Raw genomic sequence first — 21,945 nt, forward strand, 5'->3', positions numbered from 1 at the left:
TCACCTCCTAATTCTTGACCGGGGCGGCCGGTCCGGTATAAGGCGCGCGGAAACTGCTGAGCAATTGTTCGGAGCGCTCCGCGAAGTGGTCCCCGAGCTTCATCCACGCCAGCGCCGCTTTGTCACTCTTGTTGAGTCCCAGCAGCTCTTTGGCGGCCGTCGCCCTGCCGACTATCTCCAGAGCGCGATAAGTCGCCGCGGCCTGCAACGCGATATCCGCCCCGAACTGCCCCTCCGGATCAACCGCCGCCTCAATCAAAGCGTTGGCGTCAGCAACCGCCTGAATGATCATCTCCTCGATATAACCGGCCAGCAGCGGCGAGTAATCGATATAGACCGACTCGCCATCGCATATATCACCCGACGGCAACCTCCGTATCGACCCCCGGTCGTAGTCCGCGTGATAATCGACACCGTCAACATAGACCCGGTAGGTCATATACCACACCACTACCGTTTGCCCAGTACCGAGAAGTCCGCTCTCTTTCAGAAGCAGGCTGCTGTTTGCATAATCAATTGAGTAATCGGTCCCCTCCGTGAAGATCGTCCCCAGCGAGCTGTCCGATGCCACCAGTACCGACCCCGGCACGAGAGGCAAGTTTACAATCCGTGTAGACAACGCCGTCAGGTTTAGATTCACCCTCACCGGCTTTACCGCGACCACTCCCTTAACGACCAGCGAGCTTTCGTCGACAGCCCCTCCGTAGAACACCAGGTCATCCGTGCCGCGCATTATTACAGCTTGATCACGAACATTACTTTGCGCCGGATAAGGCGTGCCCAAATACCTGCGGACCAGTTCTATATTCGTATACGACACCTCTACCTCCCCACCGAGAGTTCACGCAGATCCGACTGCGAGGTTATCCTGCTGCCGACCGGCCCGCTCGTGAATGCCGAGCCTGCTTCCACCCTGACCCAGAACATGCTGCCGCCGTTGACGGTACACTTTTGCCAGTCTGCCGGAATCGAGTTGAGATCGCTCCAGAAAATCAGATTCTTGCTGATAGCGTCGAAATTGAACGCACCGCCCACCAAAGCGAACGCCTTCCAGTTCACACCATCAAAATATGAATACGTGACAGCCCCCCCGGCCCCCGCCGTTGACAGAATCACATTCGCATTCCGAAACTTCCGTGACAACCCGAAATAAACCGCGTCACCGATATTCTTCAGCAAAACCCCTGTCTGTGGATGAAACACATCTCCCGCTGTTTCCGATGAAGACGCCGCTGTCAGATCCGCGTACGAACAGGACACAGCGTCATAGGCCACCACACTCTCGAAATCTCCGGTACTGCTGTCGAGAATGGCGGGCGATGAGAACTCACCCGTTGCCCGATGACTGTACTTGACAACGCTCTGGTTATCACCCTCGTCACTCAAATAGACCACCACCGGGATATTGTTCTCGAACTTGAGTTGGGGAAATTCTACTTCCGACTCATCGAGAGTTATCAGCGAACTCCAGTTGCTGCCATCGTACTCCCGATACTTGAGCTGCTGCGCGTCGAACACTACGCCGAGAAGACCCTCACCTGAAACGGCCGCGTCAAAATGTTCATCGATGCCTGAGCCGGAGGCTATGACAAACTCGCCTGACCAGCTTCCCCCGGCAATAGACTGTGACTGTACGAACAAATCCGTCCCGGTTCCACAGTAGACCACGTGGACTTTTGAAGGACCCGCGACGACTTTCGATGTACCGGCCGGAAGTCCCGTCCGAAGACTGTCGCCAGCATCGCCCGGCCCCGTTCCCCAAGTTTGACCGGAGTCACTCGATGATTTGACCTGGATATCGAAATAGCCCGCGGACAACCGTGAAAAGCTCACCAGAAGTTTCCCGCCCGATGTCCTGGCTATCGATGGCGCTACACTCACGCCGCCGTTATAAACATAAACCGCATCACCCACTGTCCAGATACCGGCGCTGAAAGACAGCTTTTTGAGCACGATATAGTTTGTCGTCTGTTCGCAGTAGACGACATAAACGTTACCGCTGTCGTCCATCAGGGCGTCAAAACCGAAGTCCGCCGTCTGTGAGGTCACCTCCGCCAGCGTACTCCACGCGCTGTATGGTCTGTCGGCGTAAGCGAAACGGATCTGGTTATTCTCGGTCTGAAGCAACACTATAGCTCTTCCCGCGAACTCCCCCGATGAAACCTTAAGAAGCTGTCGTGTCGGCGGGCCTCCAAACACCTGCGAAGCGGTAGTATCCGCAATTTTTACCTGCATATCGTTCCTTAAATCAAGGCCCGGAAAAACCGGGCCTTTCAATTGTTAGTGATTGGTTGTCAGGATTACCGCTGCCTGCTTGAGCACCTTGGCAAAAGTAACCGACTCCGAGATAACGGCCTCTTCGAACCGCTGGTCGATCACCTTGTCGTACTCGATCATCAGCGGCTGAGTGATCACTTCCTCCACCGCGAAACGGTTGTCCAGGCCGATAACATAGTCGCTGGAAACTTCATCCGAACGAACCAGCGATGCCCCCAGCGGGCTGAACAACTGACCGGTGCTCTGAAAACGATAACCGGCCATCGGATCGCGGAACTCGTCGAGCGTGAGAATCGCCTTGAGCTTGTCGCGGTGACACACTATCGTGTTAAGCTCAAACGGCGAGAAACTCGCCCACAGACTGATAAGATCATCATAGGTCAACACGCCGGTATCCGCCGAGTTGATGATTGTCGCGGCGTTGTCGTTGCCGTCGCCGCTGACAATCGTGTCAACCAGCATCCCGATCTTGTCCGACTGAATCTTGAACCCGATATACCACAAGAGCACCCGAAACTGCGCCGTCGTCCGATAACGAAGCGCCCGGTAACTGGTCTTGAGGGCCAGCCCGTAGTCGGCCACATTCACCGCGTGATTCTGCTCGGTCACGATCAACTGCGGGATCTCCGCCCCCTCGCCGATCGGCCTCAGAGAAAATCGGCTGTCGTTGTCGGTATCGATATTGAACGGCGTGTACTTGTTGCTCGCCACGGTTGTGCTGCTCGCGATCAGCCGGTCGAGATCCGGACGCATCGCCTGCCCCTTCTTGATCTCCCGGAGCATGAATTCGGGAAGAAGCGATGGCGCCTGCTGGTAGAACTGCTCCACTGTCGTCGGCGACTTACCGCCGATCCGTATGCCCGCCAGCACCAGCTGACGCTCGAAAGCGTCAAGAACGCTGCCGTTCGGCGACGGATCATATTCGTCGCATTCCAGAAGCTCCGACACCGACATCCCCCTGGCCTCGGCTTCGCTATACAGCTCCTTGTCCACCTCTATGCCGCTGGCCCGACTCAGATCAACCGAAGAATGATTGATCAATTTCGAATCGTCCTGCTGAAGATTCTCGACGGCTCCCGACTGAATGAAATCGTTGAAATCCACCTGCTCCCCCTTTCTAATTGAGAAGTATGACACAGTCGATTGTGCCGTTCACATCAAGCACCGTCCCGCGGGCGATATTCCCGCCAGCCGGATCACCCGCCACCGTCGGCGCCTGCTTGACCGTTCCGCTTGTGCCGCCCACTACCCTGTTACCGACCAACGGCGCCGGCGCGCTTACCGCCAGACGACAAATTCCGCCAACCTGCACCGTGGCCACCCGCTGACCATCATCGGCGTCCGTAAGAGTCAGGCTGATGAGTTTGCCCAAAAGCTGACCATCGGCCGCCAGCGGACCAACCTCACAGTTGCCGCTCAACGCCACCGGCCCGCCAATGTCAGCATCCTTCAAATCATCCACACCCGATGTCTGGTGAATCTTGAATGTCGCCAGCATCGGAGCGATTGTCTCGAGATTATGATCTCTGATCGTCATAATTTCCCCTCATTAAGTTTTATGGATTACTCTGGCCGGGATAATTTCCCACGGGCCGGGATCAAAATCCCACGTGGTTACTTGTATTCACTCGGTCTGTATTGATTCGATGATTTTCGCGAACGCACTCTATCCGCGAAACTCGCCGGAAACGTATCGCGCATCCTCGCCTGCGCTTTTCGATACCTCGAAAGCAACTGCTCCGCGTCGAGACCCGACAGTTCCTCGATAGCCAGCAGCGCCGATTCTACGCCATCACGGCTTCTTCGCGCCACCGCAATCGCCTTCTCCATACCGGAAAGTCGCTTGATAATGTCTTCGCGAAACAGATCTCGCTCTTGCTTCACCAGTTGAAACTCGCCCAGGATAGTCAATACATCCGACAGCGTCGCCCTGAGCTGATCAAAATCCAGTTCGCCTATCGACTCACTCTCGATACAAGCTGTCAGCCGTTCGAGAAATTCTTTGTGCCTGTCAATTTTTTCCAAGGTCCTGCCCTCGCCCTTCTTTGAGGTAAAACTCTATGCGCGACAGCCGCGCCTCAACGTCTTTCGAAAACTCATAAAACTGCTCGCGGCTCACCACACTCTCCTTTAATACCACCTCGATATTCGCCAGCCTCTTGTCGAGCGACTCGACCACTGTATCCTCGGCCTTCGCCGCCAGTTCTATCTTCAATGACTGAATTGTCAGAAAATAGGCCGCCGCCAGGCTCAAAATCACCCCGATAAACTTGAGCATCGCCGCGCTCAACCTGAATCCGCCCTCTTTATAGTCCAGCACTACCATTGCCTTCGGACTCCTCGCTTAGAGATTTGATATCCGCTACCCGGCGAATCAAACACCTCGTCACACCGTTAATCTTGATCGGACAGATCGCCATCACACCCTCGATCCCGCCCGATATCTCGAGAAGCAGCACGCCATCGCGAAGTCCCGCCGCCAGAAGTTCACCATGCGCTAAGGTAGCGAGCGCGGCCGTGCTGCAAACATCTACCTCGTCAGCGATAAACCGCGCGCCCTTCATGAAACGACTGAAATGAAATTGCCTGATAACAAACTGATGTGTCTTCCCACCCCGGTAAAGACACAGCACCGCGTTGCTGCCGTCGGGCTGACCGAACAGAGCAAACCGACCACAACCCTCGCGACTCTCAGTTGCCGGTTTGTACAGATAGCCGCGATGGCCGGATGATGATTCACCCCTCGGATACACGCGAACGCCCCCTCTGGTCCGCATCTTACCCGCGCACTCCTCAAGACCGGAAACCCCGCTGTACGCATGACGAATCTGTTTTATTGTCAGTGCGTCCGTGACAATATCCACACTGCCCTGTTCAACCCCTTCCTGCGGATATAACCGCAACTCCAGCCGTGTCACCCGGCCGGTTCCCTTCTCAAGGTACTTCTCGAGATCCGCCTGTGAGCACCGCTCTTTTCCGCGAAATCCGATCAATACACCACTCGCGCCGCTCAAATCGCGTAAGCCGGCAACTGCGATATGCTCCTCCCCGTGAAACTTGACCGTTTCGCCATCGTGAGTGGCCATCGACAGTCTCCCATCCGCGCATTCCACTGTCACCTCAATTCCATCATAATGAGGCACCACCAGATACTCCACCGATGGATCCAGTACGGCCGTGCTGCTGATAACTGTCGCTGTGTCGCCCCCGAAATCGTGATCGCTCTCGTCGAGCTGACGGGAAATCGATGTATCCCGGACCGCCCCGCGATAGACCAGCGATGTCTCCAGCACCCGTTCTATCTGACGGTAATTGAAATGACAGCTCGCCCCGCTTTCATTGTCCGGATACTTTTGAAAAGGCTCATGCCGGCACGTCCTGATATCTTCGCCGCAGATCGAACACTCCGGAAAGAGATACGTGAACCCGATTGAGCACTCCTTGTAGATACCCCCATCGATATTCTCTTTGAGATCCAGGGCACCCTTCGCCGATTTGAGCCAGTAGAAATAACTTTTGACCCACGTCTTGTCGCCGCGGTTAACTATTTCCGCGTGAAAAGTCCTCGCTACCGGCAGCTTATCCTTGCGGTGTCCTACCAGAACCGGCGAGTCTACGAGAAGCTCTATCAGCCGCTCCAACTCCTCCGCCGGAAACCTGCCGCCGAAACTGTTGACCTCATCGGAAACGATATACATGGCGCGGATTAGTACGTCCGATGACCGTACCGGGCTGGGGGGATTGATATTTACATTAATGTAGTCGATCAGTTCACTTAGCCGCTCATCGGTCGGCTCGGCCAACTCGGCCCTGATCCTTGAAAAACTGGCGTCCATCTGACCTCCATCTTGGGCTGTTTACCAAAGATTCCGGCCAGACCTTTTCCTCGAATCTTCCTGCATTTTTGCGCAGGACGTTACTCTTTTTTGTAGTGATTTTGTTGTTGTGCCCTGTGGGCGCGGGTCTTCCGTAGCAGTCTTCCGTAGGGCAGGAGCCTTCTTAGTCTCCTGCCAACTACGGGTCCGCCCTCGAACCCGCCATGATCAGTCTTCGTAGGTCGAAATCCCCTGCCCGATAGGGTCTCCGCCACCGGCGGAGAGGTTTCGACATGTCTCAATGCTTTGTAGTAAAATTCTCTTGTTTGCTCCGCAAGCAGGGCGGCAACCGTAGGGCGGGTCCGTCTTCGAACCCGCCATTATCTTGTGGGCGGCAGAAACTTGTGCGTGGATGCTCCATCCCGCCCTTGGCGGGACTGTGGGATTTTGCGGGCAGCAACCGCAGGGCGGGTCCTTCCCTGTCCGCCATTGGAGGATTAGAACCCGCCATCTTGATTCACGAATCACTACTTTTTGTTGTTGCCGAAGCGCGAATATGCGGGTATACTTTGGTTTATTCAGAAATAGGAGAGGGTATTCATGGAAAAGAACAACTGGAAGAGAATCATAGCTAAGGAGTGGCTTTTCCTGCTCGGATTCGTCGCTAGTGGAGCCGCTGCTGCCTTATTGGTACATCTTGCCTTCAGCCCAGAGCCAGTTTTAGATCCTGGGCCCAAACCCACCGCGATAGCAGAAACGCGCTACTTCTCAGGGCCAAGTCGGCCTGTTAAGATGGCCACCTTCCTACTGTTCGATGTGATCCCAGATACCGTTATATGTCGATTTCTGGATAGCATCGGATATCAAAATGCCACTTACGACAGCGCCAGTTACACGCGGTCCAGAGAAGCTGAAGCAAACCTAGGGCTGTCCGATTATGACAGGTACCTGCTATACACTTACCTCTCAGACTACGTGACGGCAGGCGAATCCGTAGCTGTGGAGGTTCTTCGAAGCAGAGAGGCGAACGATTACGAAATACTCGTGATCTCTGATTGGATTCATAGTCTTCAAGACGTTCAATCGCCGAAGCCGGACGTTCTGCCCACCGAGGCCTTCGCACAATACAGACATGACCGGTGGGAGGATGACTATAGGCGGTACATCGACTATTCCAAGAAAAAAATGCTCGCCGAGATTTTTACGGCGGGCTTTCTTATCCTCCCCTATCCAATGTTTGTGTTCCTTCGCACAATCCTCTGGTCAGTTAGGCAGATAAGAGCGCGGAATTCGTAGGTCGGTGTTCCGCCGGAGTCGAAGGCTTTTCAAATCAAGTATTGCGCTGTCGTATCATCTCAATCTAACTGCGGAGCGCATCGGGGTGTGCACGCCTCCGCAAATATGGGCCGCCCCTACCCGAGTATCCGTACCATGCTTCAGATGATACTCAATACCGTGCGATTCGCAAAAAGATACAACTTGGGAACAAAGATCGTTATAATAATCTCGGTGACCTTCATACTCCTTTGATCTCACGTTGTAGTTTAGTCTACCAAAAACAATCTTATCCACGAAGCCAATGCGTTCCAGCAATTCGTTAATGTCCTGATCCGCGATGTTTGGCGTTGGATACGGCTCCATACTGACCCAAGTCTTTGCCCCTTGGTTGCTTAGGCGCTCCAAGCTCCTGACGCGCATAAACCACTTAGCAGAGTATGGCTCATACTCTCTTAAGTATGAAGCGCTATTTGATACAAAACTGATTCCATACTCGTTTTGATCCAGCGTACCATAATGTAATATATCTGCCGGATAAATTCCTTTTGTGAGAGTAGTTACCTTGATGCCATGATCGTTAAGAAGTCGAATGATCCTAAGTGACATGTCGGTCACGTCGGGATAACCGACCATAAAGGGATCCGACATAAAGCACAAATGGACAAAGCGAATCTTATCTTTCATCCTTGGAATTTCTCTGTGCAGTAGCTCTATAGCATTACCAACAAGCTTCGGCTTTCTCCAGTCTTGATATGTATTAGTTCGACCGAATCGCTTTGACATCAGCATAGCGTAACACGGATACCTACACCCGTGGGCACAACCCTCAATATGGTTTATGGAGTAGTCTCCATACTCCACGCCCGTTTTGTACAGCAGAGTCTTTCTCAGAATCTGTTTCATTGCAACAACGCTATTCTATAGCAGTCCCAGTTCGAGATTCTTATGTTTGGCCTCTCTCCAGAATTTGAGACCGAGAGAATGTTTACTGGCAAATATCAGATAATAGATATCCGCCTTGGTCTTTGTCTTGACCTTGACCTTTTGTTCGAGGTCATCCTCCACTGCCGTGAAACCGAGCGCCTTCAGCCTATCCATGTAAAACGGTAGCCATTCTAGGTCTCTATCAGGCCATGTTTCGCACCCAAAAAACTGGTTCGCCTTTTCGTGCTTGCCGCTGGAATAATTCGCAAGGTTCCTTTTAAGGTCTGAAACACCGAAATTGATAATGACATCAAGTTTAGGAAACTGCGACAACAACTTGAGAGTGTTGTAGTGAATGTCTAGTCCATTGGGATCCAGAAAGGCCACCGATAATGACTTAGCCCCGTTCACATGTTTAAGAATCCTGGCAACATCTTGATTCGCGTCCACGTTGAGAATGTTAATTCTCTCTATTAATTCCGGCGCCAGCCGTTCACATCTCTTGTGCAGAATATCAGATGTCTTGGAGTCGGCATCAACAAAAATGTAGTTCGTAAAAGGGTTTTTCAACGTAAGCGCAATCAGAGAAGATCCGAGTCTTTCTTCACCATTCTCACGATTGATACAAAGCCCTGGCCCGGAAAAGAGATCAATGAAATTGAGTTCTTTGTGGTGAGATTTCATTGCTACAGAAAATATTTTAAGGTAGTAGTCGAGCACTTCCAGTTTTAGGAACGACTGCGAATGTACGCACCGCACCGGTAAACCGTCTGACGTATCGACGCCATCGCACAAGAAACGCTTTCTTTTTCGTGCTTCAGGGTTACAATCCTGACACATGAGCGGTTGGGCCATTATCCATCCTCATTTTAGATACAGCGCCATTAGACAATATACGGAACCACATGCTCAACAATCAACTACGTATTCACCCAGTGGCCAAATGTTTGCGGTGGGAATAGACTCGGGTTTATGCCCCGCGAGGCTCATCCGGTGTCCGACCTATTTCTACTTTCGATCTTCGCATCTAGGCTCACCAAGTACCCAAGCCCGACGTTAGAAAGCAGTTTGCGCGTCGATAGATCATCGTCAAAAGCTTGAGCGGCAATGCTGCCACCGACTTTCGCCGCATCAATTGCCGCTGATATCCCACCACCCGTGAACCATTTAAGAGTAATGCTTGGAAGGTGGCTTCCAACTTTACCGATCAGCCTGCGCCAACGGGCTCCGCGCTCAAACACCAGGCGGCGCTTTAGTTCCTCGAGCCGAGGCAGTATATCCGTCTCAGCGATGTATTTGGCTTCCCTGTATATTTCGGCAGGTGGTGCATCGGAGTCTATTGCGGAACGAACTTTCGGCGCAAGCGCTAACATTGCGGCTCTGAACGGCGTGAGTTGATCCCTCAACGACTCCCTTGTCTCTAATATGTCTTGAGAGCTTAATGTCGCAAACGCCGGCAAGATTAACTCAAGAGATTGAACCGCTAAGGCGCTAGCCTGAAAAGCGGCAGCGCGTCTGATGTCGACTTGTGTCAGAACAGATAACGGAAGCGGTGCATCGACTTTGTCAGTAACTGGTACGGCCCCCTCGACCACACAACACTTCAGCGCCATTCCAGTCACGTGAAAATCCCAGATTTTGTCAAGTTCCACTTCTTCAAGCGAAGGAAACTGTCGGCGGAAATCATCTTCAATGTCATCCAGAGGATACTCCTCTCTCAAGTCCAGCACGCCCTCTTGAACGAGGGGGTCACTGGAGAACATTTCCGTCATCCCATGGCCGCCTCCACAGGCCATTCCGCCCAAAGCAAAGTGAACAACGACCTTATCGTAGATCAAGCAGAGCACAGTCTTCAATCTCTGGTCATTAACAAGATCAGAGGGGTAGTAGGCGCCAATCCATCCTTCTTTCATCTTCACCTGCTGGCCCACAGCCTGCTGTGGGAACCTTTCACACATTCTTCCCGAGTTTATTCACCATCCTGTCAAATCAAAGCTGTGCGGGGCAAAGGCAAACCCTCCCGCTATCCAATAGAAAATATATACCCTCTTATCCAGAATTGGTCAATTACATTTTCCTCCGCCGACCTGCGCTTTTGCGCAAACAGTTGCTCTTTTTTGCAGCCATTTTGTTGCTGTTCAAGCCCTGCGCAAAGCCCCTAAACCCAACAAAATCATACCGTTAGCCCACGGCGGCACGGCCCCGGCAATATCGGCACAGCGGTTGCACTCAGGTAGGTCAAAAGGCACAATAACCGGAAGGTAGGAAAAACATGACAATCTATAAGAAAAAAGCTACCGGCAGATTCAGATGGGTCTTAGCCATTATAGTCTTCGTGCTCGGCATGACCATCACGTTCTCCGATGTCTACGGCTCCATACTGTTCTAAGACTGCTTCGGGTGCGCCGGCTTGATATAGACTACGTTAGGCTGTCTGGTTATAAAACGAGGCAAACCACAGACATCATCGAAACGGCATACAAAAGCGTTCGACATCTCTGAAACGCCTCTCCTTGGATTGACGCCCTTTAAGACTCCTCCCTTAAAGGGCGTTTTTATTTTATCGATTGTACGAACCCAGCGAACAGCTACTCACCGATGAAAATCTGAAACTCCACCTCGCGTTCCACCGAGGTAGAATCCCACGGGCGAAGATACTCCAGGGCCACCGATGTCGACCCGGCCGCTATCGCCTCGAAAAGCCACTCATCATGACCCCCGCGTCCAACCACTTTCTCCGGATTGGGCTTGGCGATATACTGATGCTCCATCAGCTTCAAAAGAGATGAATCGACATCGCTGACAAACCGCCATCCATACCCGGTCGATGGATTCGACTCGAGCGCGATCTTGAACCGCTCGCCCATCTTTACACTGACAGTATCTGCGGAATCTGCATAGACCTTGGGATCACTGCTCTGACTGCTGCAGGCCAGACTTATCGACAGGGTCAGTATGACCGCATAAACAATACTCTTCGCTTTCCACATATCACACCTCCCGGGCAATGACAATTTACGATTTCACAAACTACACCCATGATACGGAAATTCATTGCCCGCAACAACGCTTTTTCAGAAACGTCCAATCCTCGGCTGAAGTACAACTCCCCCCTGCTTTCTAAGAGGCCACAACGCCAGAGCAAGCGCCATCACACTGTCGCAGTCGCTGTTGTCATCCCACCGGGCCCGGCGAAGTTCATCCTCAAGCGACCACATCTTCCCCGATTTGTCGACAAGCTCCCACCGCTGGTAAACAATCCTGCCGCGCGCGTGAAATAACTCCAGATTCGTCAAAAGCTCCGCCTTCGTCTTCTCCGTGAACAGCACGGCCTGGGGATGATACTCCGCCAGTTGCTCCACGATAACATCGCCCAACCCGGTAGCATCGATTACCATCTCCCCCGGATACACTAACTGACGTTGCTTTATCTTCGCGGTTACGATATTCCAGTCGAATCGCTGGAGCCGGTCAAGTTCCACCACCCGTACTGTCTCACCGTCGTACGCAACCGTAATCCCCACTGTCGCTGTCTGCTTGCGCGCCAGATCCCAACCCGATATGAACTTCAGGCTCCGCGTCTCCTGCGCCGCCTGAACGCCGGCGAACTCCGAGAGGGCACGATCCACATATTCACCACGAAGAATCTCCCCGCCGCAATCCACGAACTGCCCCATGATATTCTGCTGCACCCTGCGCTCGGAAAAATTCCGCATTCGCTCGCCCAGCGCCCGCTTTGAGATGAAACTGTTTTCCCGGCTGTCCCCCGACTGAAAATAACCTTCCCGCTTCCCCTCGATTATCTCCCGCGCCCTCAGATAAAACCAGTTCTTGCCGTTCGGCGTCGACACCAGATCCAGCCTCCCCTCACGATCCGCCAGACGCATCTGGATGACCTCTTCGACCACATACTCCGGATCCGTCTCGAAAGCAACCTCATCGAATATGAATAAATCATAATCGTTGCCCAGAAGATACTCACCCCGGTTTTGTGTCGACCGCGCCTCAATCACGGATCCGTTCGAAAACACGAGCCGCGGATACGGGGTGCGCGTTATCGATTCCACCAGGCACTCCAGAATCGGCGAACTTCTCACGATCCGCACCACCTGGTTGAATATGATATTGGCCTGATCCTGAGTAATCGACGCTGTAACGATCCGGTACCTGCCCGCGTTGTCGTACGAAAGATCCCTTACGCGGTAGATAGCGTGATGAATAATTTTCAACGCCGACACGAATGACTTCCCCCACCGGTTGCCGGTGACCAAAGCATTCTCGCGGCAGCGCGAACCCTCCAGCCACTTCTTCTGACCCTCGTGGCAGGATATTCCCAGCACCGCGTCAGCGAAATAGGCGGGATCCTTCAGACCCCGCCCCCAGTTGATTTTCGCGATATCGTCTATTATAACAATTCCCCGGCGCGCTCTTGTGCTGTCTTTTTGTCAATCAGGCCGGCCTCAAAGAGCTTCAGAATATTGCCAATCCTACTCGACTCTATCTCCGCCTTTTCATTGGCCTGGTACGCGAAAGTATTATCGAACTGCCAGCGACAGGTCTGCTTAAAGCCTCCCAGGGCCAGATCAATATTGCCGATCCATTCCAGAAACGACGCCATCTGCGCCTGAACCGACTTCACCTGACGCATCACCAGATCAAACTTGAACGACGACCAGCTCGTGGTCGCGCCGTAAGAATAGCCCAGCAGAAATGGAGCCAGATTGGTGCCGCAGCAAATCTCCTCGATCATCGAACGATGATTCACAAACCAGGAATTGGTCACCGTCCTCACATTGTTCGGCCCGATATACTCGATAGCGATATTATCCCACGTCACCGGATTCTCATCGACCCGGCACGACTTTATCATCGAGACCGTGGAATCAAAGTAGCTGTTGACCCGCTCTATATACGCCTGCTCGGACTCCCCGCTCATTCGCTCCGGCGGCGTGACCTTTACATGAAGACGATGATAACCGGAATTGTGACTCGACCTTCGCATATCATCAACGAGCTGCTGCTCGATAAACGAAACAAACGGCACCGACTGTAAAATCGATTTCCCCAGCGGCCGGCTTATGTCGCTGTTTAACGGCACGAAATAGAAATCCGGACGCTCCAAATCCAGCGAACTGTCAGCCCCCTCCAGCACCAGTCTCGGCCTGCCGTTCACGATTTGAATCGCGAGATCCGACGAGTCAATTGAGATGAATTTATCCACCCCGCTTTCATCGCGCTTGACCGTCAGAAATCCACCGAATACTCCGTCACGGTATAAGCCCGTGAACAGGTCCGCTACCAGTGCAATCAGACTTCCCCCCGACGTGTGCGCGCTGTCCCACATACTCTCCGACAAGCGCTCAAGGCGCTCAGCAGCTTCATCAGCGCCACCCTTGTGGCCGCCCTCGATTGTGAATCTCCCGGGCGCCGCGCTCAACCTGACCCAGGTTGACACACAGGCGCTTATGATCGGAACATTATCCGACAGAAACCGGTAAAGCCCCATGCGGTGCCGTCCGGCCGCGACCTCCGAAGTCTGCCATTTGATCTCCCTCTTAATAACTGAGGTTGTCGCCAACCCCTCTGCTTCGGGCGCACGTACTCTGGCAGCCAATCTGTCGGTCAGGCACTGCGAAACGATCTCTTTTCCCCGGTTTTTTCGAAACAGCCTCATTATTCCTCCTTTTTACCTGACAAACACCCCTATGCGTTAACCTCCGTTTTTGTAGCGTTTTTGCCGCGAAGCCTTGAGACTCAAGACATTAAATGCACACAGTACGCTGCTTAAAATATGCACACCCTTGCGACATCGCCTGACACATCCAGTGTCATAACACGTCGAAAAGTGTTAAGTGATTGACTGTCAATATATTTTTAAAGGACAAAATAAACCGTGTTTTGGTATTGAAATTGCTCAGGAGATGACGGGGCGTTATAATCTGAAAGGACGCAGAGGCAAAACAAAATATGAGCAGACATTTCAAAAACGTGATCCTGGTGGCAATTGCGCTGTTGATACCGGCAACATTGTCCGCCTTCTCATTCGTTGAATCAGTTCAAGATTACGGTATCGATGCGGGCGGTTACAACTATGTTTCGACCGTAAACTTCGAATGCGGCACTGTTTTCTGGGGGCAAACCGCCAATTGGTGGCACACTCTAAGCTCCGACTATATGCCTGTCCCGGGAGCCTACCAGGTAAACCAGGCAGTGCTGGAAATTCAGGGCTGGCAGATGCTCGGTTTTGGCGGTGAAATCGTACAGGTCGGTGGAACCGCTTACTGGACGCCTATTCATGGATGGAGCTTCTATAACACCAGCAGCGCCATCTTCGATCTCTCTGAAACCGCCGACAGCTATTGGAACTCTCCCTTCTTGAATGTCTCCTTCACCCCGGTATTCGAATTGGGCGCTTCCCTGACCCGCTCCACTCTTAGAATCGATTACGATCGCGTCCTCACGGCAGGTGACGGCGGCACAACCATTGCCACGCCGGAACCAACGTCAGTTTTGCTCATGGGCTTAGGTCTCATGGGCGGCAAAATCCTCACACGAAGAAGAAAGAGCTCTTGACTCTCCAGAATTAAAGCCCGCTGATAAAAGCGGGCTTTTTCTTTGCCTTCTATGAATCCAATGCTCCAATCATGCATAATACTGTCGATGTTGCGAATACCAATGCAGTTGTGACTTCGAATCGCAGGTAAGACGCAAAAGATCTAATGGCGTAAGTAACTATATATCAACCAAGTACCTTTATCGCCCCGTACTTTCCCATGGCGGTACCTAATTTGCTAACCATTAATGAGAGAAATTATAATCTTAAGCAGCATCTATAAGGAATGTGGTATGGTGAGGGTAACACGTTTACTACTTTTACTTCTTGTGCTGGCTCTGCCGGCATCCATTTTTGGTTTAGACCTGACGATTGGCTCCGAAGTAATAAGCTACTCTGGTACTGATATCTATGACTACTCGGGCTATAACTACCAGTCGTACATCACGTTCGACAACGAATATGTCCCCGCCGGCGAAATCGGCATCTGGGGTCACAGCCTCGATCCAGCCTTCATGACTGTTCCCGATGACTTCACGGTCATCAGAGCCACTCTCCAGATAACTGGATGGGCTCCGAACGGTGTCGGCGATGGTATCGTTACTGTCCAGCAGGATTATCGCTGGACCGGACCGACCGGCTGGACCTGCCTGACTGACTACAGCGACAAATTCTTTGAGCTGACTGACATTGATGACCACTTCTGGAATTCAAGCCCTCTGTATGTCGAGATAGCCCAACCCGCCGCTGTCGGCGTCACACTGACCAGTTCGAGACTTCTGGTGGAGTACAGCCCGGCCGACCCGGGTACTGCCATTCCAGAACCCACGACCGTCGTTCTGTTCGGCGCCGGCCTGCTTGGGGCAGGAATTTACCTGCGCAAGAAGGTCTTTGCCTGAGTCTTGTCGAAATAGGCTTTGAACCGTCCGCCGACCGCGGACGGTTTTTTTTGAGCGACCACGGACCGGTTCATATCAAAAATGCTCTTGTGAGACCACCCCAAATGGCCTATATTCTCATCGCTATTTGCGGTAACCCTGTGTATTTCCGAATCTATTGAAATGAAACACGTTACTAAAGCGCTACTCATCCTGTGCCCCTTACTGGCACTCTTGGTGATATCCTGCTCGGATAACCCCGCCGTTAGAATGCGCTATGAAGCGGAAAAGAAGCTGTATCAGGCCGACAAACAAACTCAGCGCCTGCAGGCCTTCGGTCAGAATCTCTCCCCAGAACAAATCCGACAGGTATACCCGGCTTATCGCGAGGCCGTCGATTTCTGTTATTCAGCGCTTGATTCAATCGATCCTCTGGCTTTCCCCCATGAAACCAACGAACTGAAATACCTCACTTACGAATCATCGACCAGACTCGCCCGGCTGCTTCTGTCCGCCCAACAGTACGACAGTTCCATAGCCATTCTTGACCGCCTGATAAAGAATGTTGAACTTGATGAAAGACAACTTCTGCCAACCTATCTCAACCTGGGGCAAACACTCCAGCTTTCCGGCCGATGGGATTCCGCCCTCGTTGTCTACAACTTCACCATTAATGGATTCTTCCCGCCCGTTGGCGACGATGGGACAATTATGGTGGAAGCATTTAACCTGCCGCTGCATCTGTACAGAATGACAGCCATGATAAACGATCCTGCCGCCGTCCAAAAAGAATTTGACCGCGCCAGACTTTACTATACCGATTTATTGAGCCAGTACCCGGGCACACCACTGGCTTCCGCCAGTCACATCGCCCTGGCCGATCTATACGAAGCCGCCGGCATGTACGACTCGGAGTTGCAGCAGTTATCCGCCGTCCTCGATCCTGCCGAGACGGACTATCAGTCTCTCCGGTTGAGAATGGCAGGCATCATGGCCGGCCGCCTGAAAAAATACGACAGCGCTATCTCCATCTACAACGACATCCTCAACAGGCTGGACCCCAATGACTCTACTGCGGCCCCCGACATCAAATTCAGGATCGCTCTCGCTTTGCTCGACCAGCAGAAATATGAGCAGGCTCGTGAAATTGTCTTCAACATCAAAAAACAATACCCGCGCTTCTACGAAGCCACCCCGGTTCCGCAATATACCGTAGCGCGGTCACTCGAACTCCAGGGCAACTGGCGCCGGGCCGAACAGGAATATAATCTTCTGATAGAAAAATACCCCAATTCCGACGAAGCTATGATGGCGCATCTTAATGCCATCGACTTCCTGAAAAAACAAAAACGACAACCCGAAGCCGACCTCTGGTACGCAAAAGCGGACAAATACCTTGACGATATCGCCCTGAAAAACCTCGGCACGGCCGGCGAAGCCAAAGCCCTCTTTTACAGGGCCGAACTCCGAAGACGCGCCGGCAAACTAGCTGAAACTGCCGAAATCCTGACATCCGTCTTCCGAAAATTCCCCGATTCAGAACCCGGACGCAGAGCTATAATGGGTGCGGCATCGATTTATCGTGAAAACCTCAACAACCCCCAAAAAGCCGATTCCCTGACCGAAGCCCTCAAAGAGCACCTCGCCAGGGAAACTGACGTCGCTCAAAAGAAGGATCTTTTCGCCGATTAAAAAGTAAAAGATAAGACGTTACCAATAGACGGAGGAAAAATGAAATTCTCGCTAAAATTAGCTCTCGCTCTTTCGCTGATTCTCCTATTGCCCGCCATAGCTTTAGGTCAAAAAGACAACTTCGGCGCTCTCGACACAGTTTACGCCGATGTACAAAAAATCGATAACCTCAATTGGGCCGTTACGGTCTCATACTCCAACGACCAGAATGTCGTCGGACTGTCCATACCCCTCAAGCTCGGTGCCGTTGATAACTATGTCGTCGCCGACTCGGCCGTCTACACCGGAGGCCGTGCCGAACACTTCACCTTCAAGGGATTCCGTCCGGACACCTCCGTCCAGTGCGTCACCCTGGGGCTTATCGCCAACCTCGGTCCAACAAACAAAACCATGGAACCGGGCAAAGGACGCGTGGTCACCGTTTTCGTTTCTTCCCTCGATGATAAACCCATCGAAGCACTCACTGTTGACACCACCACCACCCATCCTCATAACACGCTCATGATGGTGGCTGATCGCTTCCAGGGCGGGGAATACCCCGATTCCATCCCCATGGAGAACAGACGAATACTGGAGATTCGCCCGGTCTTCGTCGTCCGCTACTCCCAATGATTTCTCGGATGAAAAGCTGCACATAAACAAAAAGCCCGGATCGTCCGGGCTTTTCCGTTTTCAGGACCATTTTATGCGGGTGTCTCAGTCGCTGTCGTCCTCCGACTCGTTACTCAACGTGGCCGTAACCCGGCTTTCTTCCTTCTCGATTACGAAATTCTTCAATTTCTCCAGTTGCTCGTCATTAAGACGCCTCTTCGAATAAACACTGCGCATCAAACCATTACCGTCTACCACGAAATAATCATCCAGACCCAGCTCTCGACAAGCAGCCGAAAATTCCGCGAAAGCCCCCGGATCATCCGTCTTCGTCACGAACTTCTCCTTACGCGAAAAACGTACCGAAATTTTCCCCATCGCGCTCTCGAACCGCGACATATCCATCTGCCGCGCAACCTCGATGAGATTCGCCTTCAGCGCCTCTAACTCCGATTTTATTTCCTTCTGCCGGGCGTACAACTTCAAATATTCATCGGCCATCTGGCGGATCTGCTCCGCCGTCAACGCCTGCTGCGTCTCGGCCTGCTGCTGTGCCTCCAACAACCGACGATGCGCTTTCGCCGGGCAAAGATGTTGATAATCGCAATAACTGCAGTGAGTCCCCTCGCGGGCAGGAAAATCGTCCAGCCGCGTCGCGCGTATTGTCTCCACAATGGCTACCCGCATGTCCTCTATCAGCAATTCCACCTCTTCCCCCGACAAAGTCCGGCTGATAATCTCGTCCTGCCTCAGCCAATGCTGGCTCAACTCGACTTTGTTGAACTGCGGATAATTTGCCTGCACCGCCAGCTGATACAATCCCATCTGGTAAAAAAATCGCGGATCCGACGGCTGAATCAACGATTGCCCCGTCTTGTAGTCGACGATCTCAACCGTGCCGTCCTCGAGCTTCGTCAAACGATCTATATAGCTCTTGAACGCATACGGCGTCCCCGGCAAACCGAATGTCAATAGGAGCTCAGCGCCCAGAAGCGTGCCGCGCTTGAACGGCCGATATTTCTCGTAATGCCTGACAAGCATCTCCTGCCCGATTCTTACATAATCATCGACCGTGTAAAATTCCGATGTTACCGAGATCTGATTGCGATCAAGCTTGTCCCACTGCTCGCGGTAAAGACCCACCACCTGACCCGGCTCCATGACAATTCCATCCGCCGCCAAAGCATAAAGCTGCCTGAGGACACGATGAACCGCCGTCCCGAGATAAGTGTCGGCGGTGACACCCGGACGGGTCGGGGCTTTCTCGACATAAGTGAACTTGAACTTGCGCGGACACGTCCGATAAGTATCCAGTGAACTGTAACTGTAGGTAGATAACACCTTGATCTCCAGAAAAGCGGCTGTCTTAGGAATCAGCCTCGTGGAACTTACCGGCCATTCCCTTGAGGAATCCAACCCCGAGTCCGAAATGAATGGCCGGGAATATTACCGGCCCGTAAAGCAAACAACCGATCCTTTTCTCTCTCAAAGACAGCACCAGCGAAAAAAGAACCACGATCAGAATATAAAACGCCAGCATCGTCCTCAACACTTCAGCCACGGGCGATGAAACCAATGACAGAACCAACATCAGCGCGAGAAACAGCACCGCCAACCCTGCAAACCACTGGAGCGGCGAGAATATCTGATGCTTCTGGGTAAAATTGAACCGGCCCGCCCCGATACGGGTCATCTGGTTCCAAAGACTCTGTATCGTCCCCCGCGGATAATGAAATACCTTCAACTTCGGCGACAGGTATGACTTCAGCCCGAAAATCCTCACTCGATGATTGAACTCAACATCGTTACAAATATCGAATGCTTCATCGAACAAACCTACCTTCGTGAAAACCTCCCGGCGATACATGGCTCCCGTCGACGTAGGATCAACGTATCCTTCAAAATCGGTGTACGCCTGCGATACCGGGTTATGCCCCAGCGCCGAACCCCGGCAGACCGCCACCGCCCACTCGAATTCATTTATGTCCGGCGGTGTAAGCGGACGGGCCCGGCACAGACAGTCGGCTCCGGTAGCTTCAAACGTGGCAATAATATCCTTCAGGAAATTCTTGCTGGGAATGTAAGTATGACCATTCAGAAAAACGATATACGGCGCTGTCGTATGCTGCACCCCGATATTGCGGCCCGAAGACGAAATCCGGCGCGGATTATCCAGAACCTTTAACGACCCGAAACGACTCTTGAACGATTCGGCAATCCCACGGGTACGGTCCCTGGAACCGCCATCAACCACCGCCACCTCCAGACTGTCCATCGGAAAGTCCTGCAAATAAAGCTGGTCGAGAGTCTGGTCAAGAAATCGCTCTTCGTCCCGAACCGGTATGATTACCGCCAGCCTGAATTTGGTTTCCGTATCACCCATTAGAACAACCCCATCATGGTGAATACTCCAAAAAAAACTCGATAACTGATTACGACGGAAAATATAGATAATCGAAGGAAATATCAGCAACAAAAAACCAGTGGCCGGCAAAACCGCGGACGGTTCAGGCCAACCGACCGATGAGATCGCGATACAACGATGAATAGCCGCCCTCGCCGGCCTTCTGGATCAGGCGATCGGCAATCTCTACCGAACGACGAGAAAGCATCTCAGTAAGCGCCGGATCCTCTACCAACTCAATGATCCGATCGGCAACGCCGGTATGATGATTGAAGTCCACTCTCATAATGTCGCGCCTGTCACGCCATACATCACCGCCCCCTCCGCACGGCGTCGAAACAACGGGCAGTCCGGACGCAAAGGCCTCTATGGTAGCCGCCGACAGGAAATCAACCGAAGAACAGTTTACATACACGTCCGCCGAAGCCAACACCTTCTGCCTCTCGCGATAACCGGATCCGTCAACAAAATGCACCCCGTTTAGCTTACGCCCCAATACGAAACTTTCAAGACCTCGGCGTTGACGTCCAACGCCGACAATGGTGAGTTCAGTGCGCGGATACTTTCTCTTCACCAACTCAAAGGCACGAATGGCGCAGGCTACGTTGTGCTCCCGTTCCAGGTCGGTGCATACCGCCAGATGCGGCTGCACCCGTGAAACCACACGGGGTACGATATTTCCCACGTGGAGCAATGGCTGCTGGTAAAATGCCCGCCCGCCAAAGCTGTTGACCAACTGCTGCAAATACACCGAAGGTACCACCACCCTGTCGCAGACGCGCCACAGCCTCGGGAGCAGCCGGCTTCGACCAATCCGACGATACAACCCCACGGGCGACTGGTAATCAAGAATCACCTGCTTACCAAAAAATCTGCCAATCAAAATCACTGGGACCAAAAACAATACCAGACTCTCCCCATAACCGCAAAACACGTGAAGCACTCGGAAACGCGATACCCTGGCAACAATCTTTCTCAGATACTTCACCTGGGCATACACCCGCCGCAGAAATCCCGCTACAGAACCGGTGGCAAGCCCTGCCTCCGGAACATCGAGAGGTAAACAAACTCCAACTCTCTGACGCAGACTGCTAAGAACCAGCTCAACCATCTCCATCTCGCCACCGACCGAACCCCTGCCACCAACCAGCAATACGCCAGCCCCCCCGCCATGCTCCCCAGCATCGGGCCGTGCCGCCCCCTTAACAGGCAAAAAGGGCAAAGTCAACTGATGTAATCTACTGTTTCTGATGGTCACATTCCTCGACTGAAACCTCTCCACTTCCCCCCAATCCCTTGTACCACTGAGCGCCGCGAAAGTCTCAACTAATACCTCTGTATCGGCCGCCAATGCGGTCAACCGCGCCAAAACCGACACGAAATATGGTTGAAGAAAAGCCGAATAGCCCCTTTTTTCTCCAACCAATCTGCCTATAATTAGCATAACCCCCTTTGAGACAAGAATATACAAAAAGGTAAAAATATCCATTTTGTGAATTTTTTCTCAATTTTTCCTTGACATTTCCGATACCC

21 protein-coding genes are annotated in these 21,945 nt (G+C 52.5%); 5 read left to right on the top strand and 16 right to left on the bottom strand.

Features of this window, described 5'->3' with window-relative positions; genetic code table 11:
• Positions 1–7 precede the first annotated feature (7 nt).
• The 7 genes from AB1483_04165 to AB1483_04195 form a co-directional block, all read right to left on the bottom strand.
• A complete protein-coding gene (locus AB1483_04165; protein ID MEW6411653.1) occupies positions 8–820 on the bottom strand; it encodes a hypothetical protein in 813 nt (270 codons plus the stop codon).
• A gap of 2 nt (positions 821–822) precedes the next feature.
• The gene (locus AB1483_04170; protein MEW6411654.1) at positions 823–2,235 is read right to left on the bottom strand and encodes a hypothetical protein; all 1,413 of its coding nucleotides are present in this window, start codon (positions 2,233–2,235) and stop codon (positions 823–825) included.
• 45 nt (positions 2,236–2,280) lie between these two features.
• Entirely contained in the window at positions 2,281–3,381 is a 1,101-nt protein-coding gene (locus AB1483_04175; GenBank protein MEW6411655.1) for a hypothetical protein, read from the bottom strand.
• A gap of 13 nt (positions 3,382–3,394) precedes the next feature.
• Entirely contained in the window at positions 3,395–3,814 is a 420-nt protein-coding gene (locus tag AB1483_04180) for a hypothetical protein (protein ID MEW6411656.1), read from the bottom strand.
• 77 nt (positions 3,815–3,891) lie between these two features.
• The gene (locus AB1483_04185) at positions 3,892–4,302 is read right to left on the bottom strand and encodes a hypothetical protein (protein MEW6411657.1); all 411 of its coding nucleotides are present in this window, start codon (positions 4,300–4,302) and stop codon (positions 3,892–3,894) included.
• Positions 4,289–4,603 (bottom strand): hypothetical protein, encoded by a 315-nt coding sequence (locus AB1483_04190; protein MEW6411658.1) that lies wholly within the window; start codon positions 4,601–4,603, stop codon positions 4,289–4,291. The genes AB1483_04185 and AB1483_04190 overlap by 14 nt, the downstream gene beginning before the upstream one ends.
• Positions 4,584–6,113, bottom strand: a complete 1,530-nt coding sequence (locus tag AB1483_04195) for a hypothetical protein (protein MEW6411659.1) — start codon at positions 6,111–6,113, stop codon at positions 4,584–4,586. The genes AB1483_04190 and AB1483_04195 overlap by 20 nt, the downstream gene beginning before the upstream one ends.
• Before the next feature lie 579 nt (positions 6,114–6,692).
• On the opposite strand from AB1483_04195, the gene AB1483_04200 reads away from it, so the two are divergent.
• Positions 6,693–7,388: a hypothetical protein gene (locus AB1483_04200; GenBank protein MEW6411660.1), complete on the top strand. Its 696-nt coding sequence runs from the start codon at positions 6,693–6,695 to the stop codon at positions 7,386–7,388.
• A gap of 54 nt (positions 7,389–7,442) precedes the next feature.
• Here the strand turns inward: AB1483_04200 and AB1483_04205 are convergent, their stop codons facing one another.
• The 6 genes from AB1483_04205 to AB1483_04230 all read right to left on the bottom strand — a co-directional run bounded on the left by AB1483_04205 (position 7,443) and on the right by AB1483_04230 (position 13,968).
• The gene (locus AB1483_04205) at positions 7,443–8,273 is read right to left on the bottom strand and encodes a radical SAM protein (protein MEW6411661.1); all 831 of its coding nucleotides are present in this window, start codon (positions 8,271–8,273) and stop codon (positions 7,443–7,445) included.
• Positions 8,274–8,288: 15 nt separating this feature from the next.
• Positions 8,289–9,149 (bottom strand): three-Cys-motif partner protein TcmP, encoded by an 861-nt coding sequence (gene tcmP, locus AB1483_04210; protein MEW6411662.1) that lies wholly within the window; start codon positions 9,147–9,149, stop codon positions 8,289–8,291.
• 131 nt (positions 9,150–9,280) lie between these two features.
• Positions 9,281–10,207 carry a hypothetical protein gene (locus tag AB1483_04215; protein ID MEW6411663.1) on the bottom strand — a complete coding sequence of 309 codons (927 nt, stop codon included), beginning with the start codon at positions 10,205–10,207 and terminating at the stop codon, positions 9,281–9,283.
• 675 nt (positions 10,208–10,882) lie between these two features.
• Positions 10,883–11,284: a protease inhibitor I42 family protein gene (locus tag AB1483_04220; GenBank protein ID MEW6411664.1), complete on the bottom strand. Its 402-nt coding sequence runs from the start codon at positions 11,282–11,284 to the stop codon at positions 10,883–10,885.
• An 84-nt stretch (positions 11,285–11,368) separates the two neighbouring features.
• Positions 11,369–12,634, bottom strand: a complete 1,266-nt coding sequence (locus AB1483_04225) for a terminase large subunit (protein MEW6411665.1) — start codon at positions 12,632–12,634, stop codon at positions 11,369–11,371.
• 65 nt (positions 12,635–12,699) lie between these two features.
• Positions 12,700–13,968 carry a hypothetical protein gene (locus tag AB1483_04230; protein ID MEW6411666.1) on the bottom strand — a complete coding sequence of 423 codons (1,269 nt, stop codon included), beginning with the start codon at positions 13,966–13,968 and terminating at the stop codon, positions 12,700–12,702.
• Positions 13,969–14,261: 293 nt separating this feature from the next.
• On the opposite strand from AB1483_04230, the gene AB1483_04235 reads away from it, so the two are divergent.
• From AB1483_04235 to AB1483_04250, 4 genes are all read left to right on the top strand, one after another.
• Positions 14,262–14,867 carry a PEP-CTERM sorting domain-containing protein gene (locus tag AB1483_04235; GenBank protein MEW6411667.1) on the top strand — a complete coding sequence of 202 codons (606 nt, stop codon included), beginning with the start codon at positions 14,262–14,264 and terminating at the stop codon, positions 14,865–14,867.
• A 273-nt stretch (positions 14,868–15,140) separates the two neighbouring features.
• Complete coding sequence (locus AB1483_04240; GenBank protein MEW6411668.1) at positions 15,141–15,746, top strand: PEP-CTERM sorting domain-containing protein; 606 nt, start codon at positions 15,141–15,143, stop codon at positions 15,744–15,746.
• Between the two features lie 249 nt (positions 15,747–15,995).
• Positions 15,996–17,417, top strand: coding sequence for a tetratricopeptide repeat protein (locus tag AB1483_04245; protein ID MEW6411669.1), 1,422 nt, complete (start codon positions 15,996–15,998; stop codon positions 17,415–17,417).
• 39 nt (positions 17,418–17,456) lie between these two features.
• Positions 17,457–18,029: a hypothetical protein gene (locus tag AB1483_04250; protein MEW6411670.1), complete on the top strand. Its 573-nt coding sequence runs from the start codon at positions 17,457–17,459 to the stop codon at positions 18,027–18,029.
• An 84-nt stretch (positions 18,030–18,113) separates the two neighbouring features.
• On the opposite strand, the gene AB1483_04255 is transcribed toward AB1483_04250, so the two are convergent.
• From AB1483_04255 to AB1483_04265, 3 genes are all read right to left on the bottom strand, one after another.
• Positions 18,114–19,349 carry a PD-(D/E)XK nuclease family protein gene (locus AB1483_04255; GenBank protein ID MEW6411671.1) on the bottom strand — a complete coding sequence of 412 codons (1,236 nt, stop codon included), beginning with the start codon at positions 19,347–19,349 and terminating at the stop codon, positions 18,114–18,116.
• A 25-nt stretch (positions 19,350–19,374) separates the two neighbouring features.
• Complete coding sequence (locus AB1483_04260) at positions 19,375–20,391, bottom strand: glycosyltransferase (GenBank protein MEW6411672.1); 1,017 nt, start codon at positions 20,389–20,391, stop codon at positions 19,375–19,377.
• A 124-nt stretch (positions 20,392–20,515) separates the two neighbouring features.
• A complete protein-coding gene (locus AB1483_04265; protein MEW6411673.1) occupies positions 20,516–21,856 on the bottom strand; it encodes a glycosyltransferase family 4 protein in 1,341 nt (446 codons plus the stop codon).
• Positions 21,857–21,945: the final 89 nt, after the last annotated feature.

The organism is Candidatus Zixiibacteriota bacterium (assembly GCA_040756055.1).
Taxonomy (GTDB): Bacteria; Zixibacteria; MSB-5A5; order GN15; family FEB-12.